This window comes from Pseudomonas sp. WS 5078 (genome assembly GCF_012985745.1).
GTDB lineage: Bacteria > Pseudomonadota > Gammaproteobacteria > Pseudomonadales > Pseudomonadaceae > Aquipseudomonas > Aquipseudomonas lundensis_A.
Genome location: NZ_JAAQWX010000017.1, coordinates 61,337 through 74,470, shown reverse-complemented (window position 1 = coordinate 74,470; position 13,134 = coordinate 61,337). Strand labels below are relative to the sequence as shown.

Here is a 13,134-nt window from a genome sequence, read left to right as displayed (position 1 = left end):
CAACTGCTACACGGGCACAAAAAAGCATACCGGTGGCCGTTGGTCGCATTGCGACAGCAGACTGTCGCGTTGACAACAACCGAGCCGGTGTTTTGCCCTTGAACCAGACAGGTATCGCGTAAAAAAGGTCGCGATGGTGCCAGTTTTGGCCACTCGTTGGAAGCACGAACCTACTAAAGGTCGAAGATGCGCACCGGATTTGGGCTCATGGGGCGCAAATGGGTAATGTTGGTGCGTTTGGGTGGGATGTAACTGAGTGTTACGGTAACAATGACATCCAAAGCCTTGCGCTAAAGCGACTGCGATTTTTTCGAAGTGCCTTTGCAGCCCGCAGAAAACGGCACTTTGTCACATTTTGGCTCACTTATTGCGTCAAGGATTCTAAACGCCTGTGTTTGTTACTTTTTACGAAAGTCAACGCAGGTGCTCGGAATGGCTTCAATCAAAGGTAGTCGCAATGAGCAATACGCAATCCTCTAACCATCTGGAACAAGGGCTCAAGCCACGGCATGTGACCATGCTGTCGATTGCCGGCGTCATCGGCGCCGGCCTGTTTGTGGGCTCCGGTCACGCCATTGCGCAGGCTGGCCCTGCCGTGCTGCTGGCCTACGCCGCCGCCGGTACGCTGGTTGTGCTGGTGATGCGCATGCTGGCCGAAATGGCTGTGGCCTCACCCGATACCGGCTCGTTCTCCACCTACGCCGACCGTGCCATTGGTCACTGGGCCGGTTTCACCATCGGTTGGTTGTACTGGTGGTTCTGGGTCTTGGTGATTCCGCTGGAGGCCAACGCGGCCGCCACCATTCTCCACGCGTGGTTCCCGGACACGGCGATCTGGGTGTTTACCCTGGTCATCACCTTATTGCTGACCGCCACCAACCTGTTCAGCGTGAAGAACTACGGCGAGTTCGAGTTCTGGTTCGCGCTGGTTAAAGTGCTGGCGATCATTGGCTTCATTATTTTGGGTGTATTGGCGATCTTTGGCCTTTTACCCAACAGCCAAGTCAGCGGCGTTTCCCATCTGGTCGACACCGTTGGCTTCATGCCCAACGGCATGGGCGCGGTACTGGCCGCCATGCTGACCACCATGTTCTCGTTCATGGGCACTGAAATCGTCACCATCGCTGCGGCGGAATCCAAAGACCCGAGCAAGCAAATCACCAAGGCCACCAACTCGGTGATCTGGCGCATTGGCCTGTTCTACCTCGTGTCGATCTTTCTGGTTGTAGCGCTGGTGCCGTGGAACGACCCGAGCCTGGCGCAGGTTGGTTCGTACCAGACCGTACTGGATCGCATGGGCATCCCGAACGCCAAGCTGATCGTCGATATCGTGGTGCTAATTGCCGTGACCAGTTGCCTGAACTCGGCGCTCTACACCTCGTCGCGCATGTTGTTCTCGCTGAGCAACCGCGGTGACGCCCCGGCTGTGGCCAAGCGTACCAATACCAGCGGTACGCCTTACTGGGCTGTGATGATGTCCACTGGTGCTGCGTTTCTGGCGGTGTTCGCCAACTATGTGGCGCCGTCGGCGGTGTTCGAATTCCTGCTCGCCAGCTCCGGCGCTATCGCCTTGTTGGTGTACTTGGTGATTGCTGTTTCGCAACTGCGCATGCGTCAGAAGCGCACCGCTCAGGGCGAAAAAATTGCGTTCAAGATGTGGCTGTTTCCGGGCCTGACGTGGGCGGTGATTGTGTTCATCGTGGCAATTTTGACCGTCATGCTGTTTCAAGAAGCGCATCAGGTCGAGATCATCGCCACCGGCTTGCTGAGCCTCTTTGTGGTCACGGCGGGCCTGCTGGTCGCCCGTCGTCGTCGAATTGAAAGAATGGGGGCACCGGTACTCAACTGACGCCAGGACGGCTCAAGCGGTTGAGTTCCACCCGGACCGCCATCGAAACGGATGGCGGTCTTTTTTTGCCTTCAATAACGCCCTCCGCCACGACCGTTGATCACTATCTGCGGGGTATTTCTCACTCTGTGGGAATGCTATTTCAGCTAATGGGAAACTCCGTGCACCATGCGATCAAGAGCATGGGGCCGACAATGAACAACAACACGCCAACAGATCGCTTGCTGCACATCCTCGTCACGCTGGGGCAATCCGGCGAGGCCATCTCTGCCCGCGAGCTGTCTGCGCAACTGGGTCAGCCACTGAGTAGCACCTACCGCCACCTCAAAACCTTGCTGCGTTGGGGGCTGGCCGAAGAAAACGGACAGGGCCGCTACCTGCCGGGCCCGGCCTGTTTGCAGTTGGCAAAAAAATTCGACCGCGAGGCGGTACTGGTCACGCTGGCCAAGCCCGAACTCAAACGGCTGGCCGACCTGAGCCAGGAAAGCGTGGCGCTGATGGTGCCCAGCAACGGTCAGGCGATCTGCATCGAATTGGTCGACAGCCCGCAACCTTTGCGCTGCTGCTACCAAAAAGGCCTCGCCCAGCCGCTGTTGGTGGGCGCTTCGGCACGTGTGCTGTTGGCACACATGGACCCGGCTCACAGCCTGGCCTTACTGCACGGCCAGGGCGTCGACGAGGCGGCGTGCGCAGATTACCGGCGCAGCTTTGAGCAGATCCGCGCTCAGGGTTACGCCGTGAGCCTCAGTGAAATCGACGACGGCATCTGGGGCGTCAGCGCCCCATTGATCGACAGCCGCGAGCGCCTGCAAGGCGCCATCAGCCTCATGGCCCCCGCCTTTCGTGCCCAGCAACGCAGTGAGCGCCTGATCCGTTGGACGCAGGACGTCGCGCTGCGCTTAAGCGCTCGCCTGGATTGAATGTAATGGGAGTTTTCGCATGACCGTTGTACCTGACATGTCCCTGTGGACAGGCCGTATTGACGCCGCCGAAGGGCAGGGCGCCCTGCGCTGGCATCAATGGATCAAGCCGCTGTTGCCGAATGTGCCTGCGGGCGCGGCGCTCATTGGTCTGGCCAGTGATGAGGGCGTCAAACGCAATCAAGGCCGCACAGGCGCGCGTCTGGGGCCACCGGCCTTGCGTTCGGCGCTGGCCAATCTGGCGTGGCACGGCAGCGCGCCGTTGTATGACGCCGGGGACGTAGCCTGTGTGGGCAGCGACCTCGAAGGCGCACAACACGCTTACGCGGCGCAGGTCAGTGAGCTGCTGGCCCAAGGGCATTTGCCACTGGGACTGGGGGGTGGGCATGAAATCGCCTTCGCCAGTTTCAGCGGGCTGGCCGATTACCTGCGCATGCAAACCCCCGCACCGCGCATTGGCATTCTCAATTTTGATGCGCACTTTGACTTGCGCCACGCCGAGCAAAGCAGCTCCGGCACACCCTTCCGGCAAATCGCCGAGTACTGCCAGCGCGCCAATATGCCGTTTGCGTATTGCTGCCTGGGCGTCAGCCAGTTGAACAACACCCAGGCCCTGTTCGAACAGGCCGAACGGCTGAACGTGCGTTACCGCCTCGACCGGCACATGAACAGTTGGGACATGCCCGCACTGGAAACCGCGCTGGATGACTTTCTGGAGGGTGTGGATCACCTCTACATGACGATTTGCCTGGACGTGTTGCCTGCCAGCCAGGCGCCGGGCGTGAGCGCCCCGTCGGCGCACGGCGTCGACCTGAACATCGTCGAGCACCTGGTGCGGCGCGCCAAGGCCAGCGGCAAAGTGCGCATGGCCGACATTGCTGAGCTCAACCCCGGCCTCGACATCGACCACCGAACCGCCCGCATCGGCGCGCGGCTGCTGGCCAGCCTGATTAATTAAGTTTTCCCCTCGTTCCTGAACCCGCTTGTTGAATCATAAAAAAAAGAGAAATTCGCCATGCTGACATTCCAACTGGATGCGCTGAGCACCCTCGCTCTCGCGTTGCTCCTGCTGGGCCTGGGTGCCCAACTGAAAAAACACAGTTACTGGCTGCGCCAACTCTGCGTCCCCGCGCCGGTGATCGGGGGCTTCGGCTTTGCCTTGCTGATTTGGCTGTTGCGCGATCGGCAACTGCTCGACCTGACCCTCGACACCAGCCTGCAAACCCCCTTGATGGTCGCGTTCTTTACCACCGTCGGGTTGGGCGGCAGCCTGGGCTTGTTACGCAAGGGCGGCAAGCTGCTGTTCATCTACCTCGGTGCGTGCTGGGGGTTGGCGCTGGTGCAAAACGTGGTCGGCGTGAGCGTGGCCAAGGCGCTGGGCATCGATCCGTTGCTGGGCATCATGGCGGGCGCGGTTTCGCTGGAAGGCGGGTTTGGCGCGGCAGCGGCCTTTGGCCCGATTGCCGAAAACCTGGGTGCCGTGGGGGCGACCACCGCAGCACTCGCGGCGGCTACCTTCGGCATGGTGGCGGGCGGCTTGCTCGGCAGCCCGTTGGCGCGCTGGTTGATCGAGCGCAACAAACTGAGTGTCAAAGCGGAAGACGCGGGCTCGCTTAAGGCGTTTGAAGGTGCGGTCCACACACCGCCTGCGGCGCTGGACGCAGCTACGCTACTGCGCCTGCTGACCTGCATCGTGGTGATCATGGTGGTGGGCTTCTGGCTGGGCGGTAGCTTGCAGCAACACTTGGGCATTGTGTTGCCGAGCTACGTGGGCGCCATGTTTGTCGCGATCGTGCTGCGCAACCTCAACGACCGTACCCAGGCGGTAGAACTGCCCGACCATGCGGTCAGCACCATCGGTGATGTCAGCCTGGGCATGTTCCTGACCATGGCCATGATGAGTCTCAAATTCTGGGAGCTGGAACAGCTCGGTATGCCGTTGCTGGTGATTCTGGTGGTGCAAGTGGTGATCATGTTGCTGCTGTGCATCTTTGTGCTGTTTCGCCTGTTTGGCGGCAACTACGACGCCGCTGTGTTGTGCGCAGGTTTCATGGGGCACGGGCTGGGTGCCACGCCCAATGCCGTGGCCAACATGGGCGCAATCTGCGATCACTACAAAGTGTTTTCGTACAAAGCGTTCATCATCGTGCCGTTGTGTGGCGCGGTCTTGATCGACATCGTGGCGATCCCGATGATCACCTGGTTCATCAACGCGTTTGCCTGAGCCGGTCAATAGGCTGGCGAGGTACGAGGCGGCCGATCGCGTCGCAATCGATCACAGCCCCGGACCCCGGCAGCGATTGCCGCAGTGATGCCAACCCGTAGCCGGGGCGTTGTCAGGCGAGTTTCGGCACGGTAAAGCGAAACTCGCTGCCTTCGCCCGGCTTGCTCTCGGCCAGCAACTGGCCGCCGTGGGCCTTGATGATGCCTTGGGAGATGTAGAGCCCCAACCCCGTGCCGGCGGCATTGCCCTCTTTGGCCGTCCAGTAGCGCTCGAAAATGTGCGGCAACTGCTCAGGTGCAATGCCTTTGCCGGAGTCGCGCACGCTGAACACGATTTCATCGCCATTGGACATGGCCGCTACGCCGATCTTGCCATCTGCCGGGGTGAACTTGATCGCATTGCCGATCAGGTTCGAGAGCACCTGGAACAGGCGTTCCGGGTCGGCGTGGATCTTCAGGTCGGGCTCAGCGTTGAAGGTCAGTTCTACCGACTTGTCCAGCGCCAAGGGTGCCAGCAACGAGAACGCTTCCTCAAAAATCTGGGTCACGTCCAGCGGCTGCGGGTTGATGGTGTAGCGCCCGGCTTCGATCTTGGAAGTGTCCAGCAAGTCTTCCAGTAACACGTTCATGCGGCTGCTGGCTTGTTGCATGGTGTCGATGGCCGAGGTGATGCGGCGTGAGGTGTGCGGGCCGTCGCTGCTGAAGGCTTTTTGCATCATGCCGCAGAGCATCGAGATGATGGTCATGGGGCTGCGCAAGTCGTGGGAGACCACCGCCACCAGTTCATCGCGGGCACGCACCGCCTGTTGTTCACGTAGTACTTGGCGGGCGAGATCGTTCTCCAGGGCCGAACGGCGCAGGTCGTTGGCCGCGAACAGGTCGCCGTGGCTCCATTTGCTGGAGATACCGTCCATCTCGACTTTCCACAGCTCGAATGAGGTGCGCGGGCTCAGGCGCAGGCCGGTGGCGCTGGCCTCAAGGTTGAGGGGTTTATTCGGGTCGCCGCTCCACGGGATGCTTTCCTTCACCTCTTTGCGAAACCACAGCACGGCATTGTCGACCGGCTTGGGCAGGGTCATGGCCAGCAGGCCGCTGGCGATGTCTTTGTAGTCCGCGGCGGGCGGGTAAAGCGTGGACAAGCTGTGGCTGGAGAGCACCGAATCGCCTGACGCCTTGAACCATTGGTACAGCGCACGGATTTCATCAGGTTGCGGGCACTCGCCGTAACGGTGCAGCACCTTGTCTTCCATAATCGCTACGCCGCTGGCGCCCGTGAGTGACATCAGCAATTGAGGGGTTGCGGCCAGGCCGTCAAAGACATTCTCCTGACTGTTGACCATGGCAGTGTTGAGCTGCACCAGCGCGTCCATTTTGGCTTCGCGCTGGCGGCTGATTTCCAGGGTTTGCAGCGCACTGATTTGCAGCGACAGCACTTGGCCGATGGTCTGGCAGGCCATGCGCAGTTCGTGGGGCACGTGCAGCGGCTGGCGATGGCCGCAACTGATCAGGCCCCACAACCGCTCGCCGTCCATCAGCGAGATGCTCATTGACGACAGCACGCCCATGTTTTTCATGTACTGGCAGTGAATAGGCGACACGCTGCGCAGCACGGCGCCGCTCAGGTCCAGCGCTTCGCCGGTGTCGGGGCGCAGGCGTGGCACCAGTTCGACCGGCTGGTAGTCGGCGTTCGGAATGATCCGCAGCCAATGCGTGCGATACAGCTCGCGGGCTTGCTCCGGGATATCGGAGGCCGGGAAGAACATGCCGTTAAACAGCTCCATCGACGCTGCTGACGCTTCTGCGATAACTTGGCCGTGGCCTTCCTCCTGAAAACGGTAGATCAGCACGCGGTCGTAGCCGGTGAGGGCCTGGATTTCCTGGACGCAAATTTCGTACAGAGCGGGCAAGGTTTTGGCCGCTTGCAAGCGTTGCAGCATGCGGCTCAGGTTGCGCACTTTGTCCATCGTGCTTTGGATCTGTACCGCGTCGGGCTTCAATTCCAGCTCAAGCACCAACACGCCGCCTTCGCGGTGCAACAGGCCTTCGTACTGAATGCCCTGCAGTTCCAGCTCCAGCGGCGGCACGTCCACTTGGGCGGCAAACACGGCCGCATTCTTGACGGCGCTAGCCGCTTCGGGGCCCGTCAGCATGGCCAGCGGCTCGCCCAGTAGCGCCTGAGCGCTCAGGCCAAACAAGCGCTGTACGTTGTCGCTGATTTGCTGGATGTGCAGGTCAGGCTCAGACAACGTCAGCAGCAAGCCGTGGGGCTGAATGGCGCCCGGGTAGCGGATAGGTTCATCGGCGCAATTGACCAGCAGGGCTTCAAACGCCTCAGTGTCGAGTGGATTCATAGCAAAACCTCCTGGCGTTCGAGCCACTGCTCGAAACAGCTAAACGTTGAACAGGCAGCCTGTGCGGCTTCGCTTCGCCCTGTGGCATCGAGCGGCACACTGCCCAAAAATTCCAGAAATGCTTTCCAGTGCTGGCCGGTGTCTTCGCCATACACAAACAGGAAAGCGCCGCCGGTATCGGCATCTAGGCCCAACTGCTCAGCCACCCTCTTACGCAGCACATTGCCACCCAGGGTGGCGCCTTCGAGCACATACAAAACGCCCAACGTGGCGGCTTCACTGCGCAAGTCAGGCAGGTGCGGGCAGCGGGGCAGGGCTTGGGTGTCAATGCCCAGTGCTGACAGGTCCTGCGCCAAGGCAGGGGTCTTGAGTCGCGCATGCAGGTCAAAGCCTGCCGGGATGAACGCACTGCGCATCAGCCGGTCTTCCAGCGCCTCATAAAACCCGAAATACGCACCCAGCAAGCGTGTGTAACGTTCGAGGTCGAGCGTGTCTGAAAAAAACGGTAAACGCTGCTCCAGCGCAACGTGCAGGGTGTGCGTACCGGCGCGCAGATCATTCAGGACGCTGGGCGCAGCAGGGGAAGGTTGGACTGGTGGCATGCCGTGTAACAGGGCTCTCTGCGTGCGCAATAAATAAACGTTCATGACTTTTTGAAGCCATGGCGTGAAAAAAGTGCAATTAATCTGTCAGGTCGTGAAGGAAAAGTCTGGCAGATTGATAGCACTTTGTGCGAGCCCAAGGGCTCAACACTGGATCGACGGTACGATCGAACACGTCAATTTATGGCCCCCGTGACTGCGAGGATTCACCATGCTCGAACTGCGCCCCAATTGTGAATGCTGTGATTGCGATTTGCCGCCGGATGCGTCACATGCACGTATCTGTTCATTCGAGTGCACCTTCTGCGCCGCGTGCTCAGAACAAAAACTGGGCGGGCTGTGCCCCAACTGCGGCGGCGAACTGCTGGCCCGTCCGCGTCGCCCGGCCAGTAAGCTCACCGATAACCCGGCCTCCACGGTGCGGGTGAACACGCCTGAAGGCTGTTAATTAAACGCTGTAGCGAGGAAAACGTTTGATGTGGGTAGCAAGTGCGATTTTCGTCTTCACGATTGTGTTGGTCATCTGGCAGCCCCGCGGTTTGGGTGTGGGCTGGAGCGCGTCGATGGGGGCGGTGTTGGCGCTGATCTTTGGCGTGGTGCACGTGAGCGACATCCCTTTGGTGTGGTCAATTATCTGGAACGCCACCGGCACGTTTGTGGCGCTGATTATTATCAGCCTGTTGCTGGATGAAGCGGGGTTCTTTGCCTGGGCGGCGTTGCATGTGGCGCGGTGGGGGCAGGGCAGTGGCAAACGGCTATTCGCCTTCATGGTATTGCTCGGCGCGCTGGTCTCGGCGCTGTTTGCCAATGATGGTGCGGCGCTGATCCTGACCCCGATTGTGGTTGCCATGCTGCTGGCGCTGCGCTTCTCGCCAGCGGCGACCCTGGCGTTTGTAATGGGCGCGGGGTTCATCGCAGACACCGCCAGTTTGCCCCTGGTGGTGTCGAACCTGGTGAACATCGTGTCGGCCGACTTCTTCAAAATCGGCTTCAACCAATACGCAGCGGTCATGGTGCCGGTCAACCTGGTGAGCGTGGCGGCGACGCTGGGCATGCTGCTGTGGTTCTTTCGCCGCGATATTCCGGCGCGCTATGACCCCGCCGAACTGGATTCCCCGGCCAGCGCTATTCACGACCGCGCCACGTTTATCGCCGGTTGGTGGGTGCTGGCTATTCTGCTGGCAGGGTGTTTTGCGCTGGAGCCGTTGGGCATCCCCATCAGTGCCATCTCGGCGTTATGCGCGGCGTTACTGCTGTTGATCGCGGCTCGCGGGCACAAGATTTCAACCCGCAAAGTGCTCAAGGAAGCACCTTGGCAGATTGTGATTTTTTCCCTGGGCATGTACCTGGTGGTTTATGGCTTGCGCAATGCCGGGCTGACCAACGTACTGGCCGGCTGGCTCGATGCATTCGCCGCGCATGGCGTGTGGGGCGCCACACTCGGCACGGGGCTGCTGACGGCGCTGCTGTCGTCGATCATGAACAACTTGCCGACCGTACTGATCGGCGCGCTGTCTATCGACGCCAGCAGCGCCACGGGCGTGATCAAGGAGGCCATGGTGTACGCCAACGTCATCGGCAGCGATTTGGGCCCCAAAATCACCCCGATTGGCAGCCTGGCCACGTTGTTGTGGTTGCACGTGCTGGCGCGCAAGGGGATCCGCATCACGTGGGGGTATTACTTCAGGGTCGGCATTGTGCTGACCGTGCCCGTGTTGCTGATTACCTTGGCAGCGCTTGCTGTTCGGTTGGGTGGCTGAGGGCGGTTAGTGCGCGTTACGGGCGCTATGTTCGGCCAGCAGGCGCGAGGCTTCAACGTAGGCGGTCTGGAAGGCCGGGGTTTCGACCCATGCAAAGGCGGCGTCTTCGTCGTCACCGTGCACGGTCATGCGGAAGGCAATCAACAGACCCATCAGAAAATCGGTGGCGTCTTCTTCCTCTTCCTCTGAAATCACCAGCTCCAGCACCGGGTATTGCAGGAACACGCTGCACATGGCTTGCAGCCCGCTGGTTTCGGCGGCTTTCATGGCCTGGAACAGGTCGTCGAAATCTGAAGGTTCGAAGCCGTTTTCCTTGATGTCCTGGAAGTCGAAGGTGCTGAGGTCGATCTTCACGTCATCGAACGGATGATCGATCTGGGCAGAAGCCGAAGCTTTCGCTGGCTTGCCCATACGATTCTGTTTGGCTTTGGACTTGGCCCGCTGCGCGTGCTTGTGCTGTTTCTTTGGCGTTGCCATGAACGTGTGTCCTGTGGAGGCTGAGGAGAGGATTGAACTCCATCTCTTCGCAATCGCCAAGCGAAGTGGCTGGTTATCCTTGTTCTATCTCCCCTTCACCCGTGTAAAGCGCGGTCAGAAACGGGCCAGATGCCCCAAAACCTTCCGACCAAATCGGTAGGCCTGATAGACGACTTTTTATAACTTTTGAGAGTTTTCCTACAGATAAGCCAAACATTGTGAAGTAGCGTCCTGTCGCACTTAGGCGGCGAACACGGACCGTCAATTTGCGCAGGGGATGTTATGGCGGTTAAGAATATCTTCCCGAATACCCTGGGATGTAATGGGATAGATGGCAACAGGCGACATGCCGAGGCGACAGAGGCCGCACAGGCAGCTTGGGACAGAACACTGGCGGCGAATGCACGGAACGAGCGGGCAGCTGACGCACGTAGGCGTTCGATCAAGACGCCGGATGAAGTGGCCTCACGCGGATGCGTCTTTGCCAAGAGTTGCACGCTGCCATACGGGACCATCAACTACATCAGTTCAGGCGGAGCCATCCCCACCGATCCGGTTAGCCAATATGGTGAGTTTGCCTTACTGGGCGGCCGTGAAACGGATGCACAAGGAAACATTCCTCTTAAGAAAATCAGCGGCTCCGTACCCTCGTCACTGGGAACACTTCTCTTAGGGGGCGTTGCTACTGGCACCGCAGGCGGTGTGTCTTGTGGTGGTTTGTGTACGGCTGGTGCTGTGGCGTCCGGGACCACCACGGGTGTTGCTGCTGGTACTTTGGCGGGCGTTGTTGCATTGCTGTGGCCATCCAGCTTGGGCGACAGCAGCCTATATACCGAAGAACAGCTCCAGACGCTTAAAGAGGGACGCACACGTATTCGCCTGCACGTTGAGCAGCAGGCCGATGGCACCTTGAAAGGTTACGGGTACAACACCCAGAAGCGCCGCGACTGGGAAATGATTCCCGTGGTGCAGTTCGTTGCCCAAGGCTCCCGGCAAGTGGCTGACTTGGGCGATGGCGTAACCCTGATATGGACACCCGCCGCTGACCCGTCCAACACCTTAGGTATTCCAGCGTTAGAAAGCGCTCCAAAGGCGCCACAGATTTGGATTTATCCGCCCACCGAACAGGCGGATAACATTATCGTCAGTCCGATTTACCCGGATGCTTACAACGATTTCATTCTGGTGTTCCCGGCTGATTCTGGTGTGCAGCCGTTGTACATCGTAGTGAGTGCTCGCCACTCAACAGGCGCTGTCACTGGCCAAGGACAAGACGTGTCCGGCATCTGGCTTGCTGGCGCTGGCGCAGGACTTGGCTCACCGATACCAACGAGAATTGCCGATCAGTTACGGGGACAGACATTTAAGCATTTTGATGATTTCAGGGCTGCACTCTGGACTGCCATAGGCAATGATCCCGAACTACTGAGTCAGTTCAACGCCACTAACCAAGGCTGGCTAGCGAAAGGCAATTCACCGTTTGCACCGAAAGCAGAACGCAACGGCGGGAACGGTCGTTACGAGATACACCACATCGAACACATTCAACATGGTGGCGCTATTTACGATATTGATAACCTCTGCGTAGCCACGCCAAAGCGTCACGTTGAAATTCATAAGGAAGACAGGCAGGCATCATGAAAAACACATTCAGCGAATACACAGAAAGCGAATTCGAAGCCCTGCTACAGCGCATCATTAACCACGATGGCACGGAGCTGGAAGTAGACAAGATGGTGTTTCTGTTCGAAGAAGTGAGCGAGCATCCTGCCGGGTCCGACCTGATTTTCTACCCAGAAGACGGCGCTGATGATTCGGCATCAGGCATCACTCAGGCGGTGAAAGAGTGGCGGGCGACTCAGGGCTTGCCGGGATTCAAGGACAATTGATTTCCCTTCGCCAGCCTCATTGTTGTGCATAGCTGTGATGCCCGGTGAGAGAGTGTGAACATCGCTTACCGTCAACGGTGAAATGACATTCAGACGTCCACTGAATACGCCGTTGCTGCTCGGGGAAGCGCGGGCGTTGAAGCTTGCGGATTAAGAATTCTCAAGGAATCCGGTTGAGGAGTCGTAACGGGTTTAGCAAGCCTTTTCCAAACCACTGGTGACGCTGCTCGTGTATTGGCGGGCGTGGTTGCATTGCTGTGGCCATCCAGCTTGGGCGACAGCCGCCTATATACAGAAGAACAGCTCTAGACGCTTAAAGAGAGACGTAAAAGTGTTCGCGTACACGTTGAGCAGCAGGCCGATGGCACCTTGAAGGGGTACGGTTACAACACCCAGAAGCGTCGCGACTGGGAAATGATTCCCGTGGTGCAGTTCGTTGCCCAAGGTTCCCGGCAAGTGGCTGACTTGGGTGATGGCGTAACCAAGCAAGCCGAAGCAGTCGAAAACGATGATCGTACTGACTTGCACTTGCTGCACTGCCAGAAGGTAAGCGAGCACCCGGCAGGGCCAGACTTGATCTGCTCCCCGGAGCTGGGGGCGGATAATGGCCCATGGTTTCGCATCTCGCGCACCACGTGACGTGTAATCGTGCGGACTGAAAGGCGATCGGGAGGGTTCAGAGGCCCTGTGGCGTGGCAAGGGGAGCGAACGGGCTGCGTTGGGGCGGACTGTATGGCCGACGCCTCAGCTTGTCTGAGGGAGGCGCTCAAGCTGAAAACTTAATTCAGATTAAAACTATTCAGTTCAGGGGCTGATACCGAAAGTCAGTTGGACGGCTTTCAATCCCACGCCTAAAGCGCCTTGGTCCAGAAATGGTCCAGCAACCATAAAATCGCAGGCAATAAAAAACCCCCAAGGACACATGGTTCCTTGGGGGTTTCTCGGTATTTTGGTGCCCAGAGACGGAATCGAACCGCCGACACGGGGATTTTCAATCCCCTGCTCTACCGACTGAGCTATCTGGGCAACGGGGCGCATTAGAAGCTTTTTTCGATAATCCGTC

11 protein-coding genes, 1 tRNA gene and 1 pseudogene are annotated in these 13,134 nt (G+C 59.0%); 9 read left to right on the top strand and 4 right to left on the bottom strand.

The features are described from left to right. Nucleotides 1–457: 457 nt before the first annotated feature. The 4 genes from gabP to gltS all read left to right on the top strand — a co-directional run bounded on the left by gabP (nucleotide 458) and on the right by gltS (nucleotide 4,993). Nucleotides 458–1,849: a GABA permease gene (gabP, locus tag HBN68_RS19600; RefSeq protein WP_094993214.1), complete on the top strand. Its 1,392-nt coding sequence runs from the start codon at nucleotides 458–460 to the stop codon at nucleotides 1,847–1,849. A gap of 194 nt (nucleotides 1,850–2,043) precedes the next feature. Next, nucleotides 2,044–2,769, top strand: coding sequence for an IclR family transcriptional regulator (locus tag HBN68_RS19595; protein WP_094993213.1), 726 nt, complete (start codon nucleotides 2,044–2,046; stop codon nucleotides 2,767–2,769). A gap of 19 nt (nucleotides 2,770–2,788) precedes the next feature. Continuing rightward, complete coding sequence (hutG, locus tag HBN68_RS19590; RefSeq protein WP_094993212.1) at nucleotides 2,789–3,727, top strand: formimidoylglutamase; 939 nt, start codon at nucleotides 2,789–2,791, stop codon at nucleotides 3,725–3,727. A gap of 57 nt (nucleotides 3,728–3,784) precedes the next feature. Continuing rightward, on the top strand, nucleotides 3,785–4,993 hold the full coding sequence (gene gltS, locus HBN68_RS19585) for a sodium/glutamate symporter (protein ID WP_094993211.1): 1,209 nt from the start codon (nucleotides 3,785–3,787) through the stop codon (nucleotides 4,991–4,993). Nucleotides 4,994–5,105: 112 nt separating this feature from the next. Here gltS and HBN68_RS19580 read toward each other — a convergent pair whose 3' ends face one another. Together HBN68_RS19580 and HBN68_RS19575 are read right to left on the bottom strand one after the other, a co-directional pair. Continuing rightward, on the bottom strand, nucleotides 5,106–7,343 hold the full coding sequence (locus HBN68_RS19580; protein WP_169964570.1) for an ATP-binding protein: 2,238 nt from the start codon (nucleotides 7,341–7,343) through the stop codon (nucleotides 5,106–5,108). Next, complete coding sequence (locus HBN68_RS19575; protein WP_094993302.1) at nucleotides 7,340–7,945, bottom strand: biliverdin-producing heme oxygenase; 606 nt, start codon at nucleotides 7,943–7,945, stop codon at nucleotides 7,340–7,342. The genes HBN68_RS19580 and HBN68_RS19575 overlap by 4 nt, the downstream gene beginning before the upstream one ends. A 211-nt stretch (nucleotides 7,946–8,156) precedes the next feature. Here HBN68_RS19575 and HBN68_RS19570 point away from each other — a divergent pair, with 211 nt between their 5' ends. Continuing rightward, on the top strand, nucleotides 8,157–8,393 hold the full coding sequence (locus HBN68_RS19570) for a DUF1272 domain-containing protein (protein ID WP_094993209.1): 237 nt from the start codon (nucleotides 8,157–8,159) through the stop codon (nucleotides 8,391–8,393). 28 nt (nucleotides 8,394–8,421) lie between these two features. Next, a complete protein-coding gene (locus HBN68_RS19565) occupies nucleotides 8,422–9,705 on the top strand; it encodes an arsenic transporter (protein ID WP_169964568.1) in 1,284 nt (427 codons plus the stop codon). A gap of 6 nt (nucleotides 9,706–9,711) precedes the next feature. Here the strand turns inward: HBN68_RS19565 and HBN68_RS19560 are convergent, their stop codons facing one another. Next, nucleotides 9,712–10,182: a hypothetical protein gene (locus HBN68_RS19560; protein ID WP_169964566.1), complete on the bottom strand. Its 471-nt coding sequence runs from the start codon at nucleotides 10,180–10,182 to the stop codon at nucleotides 9,712–9,714. A 282-nt stretch (nucleotides 10,183–10,464) separates the two neighbouring features. Between HBN68_RS19560 and HBN68_RS19555 the strand changes: the two genes are divergently transcribed. The 3 genes and pseudogenes from HBN68_RS19555 to HBN68_RS19545 all read left to right on the top strand — a co-directional run. Beyond that, nucleotides 10,465–11,823 (top strand): S-type pyocin domain-containing protein, encoded by a 1,359-nt coding sequence (locus tag HBN68_RS19555; protein ID WP_169964564.1) that lies wholly within the window; start codon nucleotides 10,465–10,467, stop codon nucleotides 11,821–11,823. Next, nucleotides 11,820–12,071, top strand: coding sequence for a bacteriocin immunity protein (locus HBN68_RS19550; protein WP_169964561.1), 252 nt, complete (start codon nucleotides 11,820–11,822; stop codon nucleotides 12,069–12,071). Before HBN68_RS19555 ends, HBN68_RS19550 begins: the two co-directional genes overlap by 4 nt. A 234-nt stretch (nucleotides 12,072–12,305) precedes the next feature. Then, nucleotides 12,306–12,554 (top strand): annotated as a pseudogene (locus tag HBN68_RS19545) (S-type pyocin domain-containing protein); the annotation flags it as partial. Nucleotides 12,555–13,021: 467 nt separating this feature from the next. Here HBN68_RS19545 and HBN68_RS19540 read toward each other — a convergent pair. Next, nucleotides 13,022–13,097 (bottom strand) — tRNA-Phe (locus HBN68_RS19540). Between the last annotated feature and the right edge of the window lie 37 nt (nucleotides 13,098–13,134).